This window comes from Corallococcus sp. AB049A, assembly GCF_003668885.1.
Taxonomy (GTDB): Bacteria; Myxococcota; Myxococcia; order Myxococcales; family Myxococcaceae; genus Corallococcus; species Corallococcus interemptor.
In genome coordinates, this window is record NZ_RAWL01001417.1 from 1 (window position 1) to 393 (window position 393).

1 protein-coding gene is annotated in these 393 nt (G+C 56.0%); it reads right to left on the reverse strand.

Annotated features, from left to right (window positions below; genetic code table 11):
• A partial coding sequence (locus D7X55_RS42405) for a hypothetical protein (protein WP_199747499.1) occupies positions 1-321 on the reverse strand: 321 nt, incomplete at its 3' end.
• Positions 322-393 lie beyond the last annotated feature (72 nt).

Here is a 393-nt window from a genome sequence, read left to right on the forward strand (position 1 = left end):
CTGCTTCGTTGTCGGGTCCTCTTCCTCTTTCCACTGCTGAATCAATTCATCCACAGTGACGGCCGCTCTCAGGATCATGCAACCGTTGGCATAGCTCGCATTTGTCGAGCGGCCGGCGCTGTAAAACAGATCGGGGCCCAGCTTGCGGCTCGATTGGCGATCCTGCGCCCATCCAGCGAAGTTATCGGGATCGAATCGAGTGAAATCGAACTTGATGACCAGCGACAGGTCCGACAACGCCATGTAGGTCGCCAGTTCCTTGATCAGCATCGTCACAACAACCGCGCCGGTTTCCGATTCCGGGGCTTTGAGCCAGATCACCCTGATTACGTCTTCAATATCTCCCTTACTATCGAGGCGCGAGTAAGCGCTACGCTCGGGCACCCAGTATAG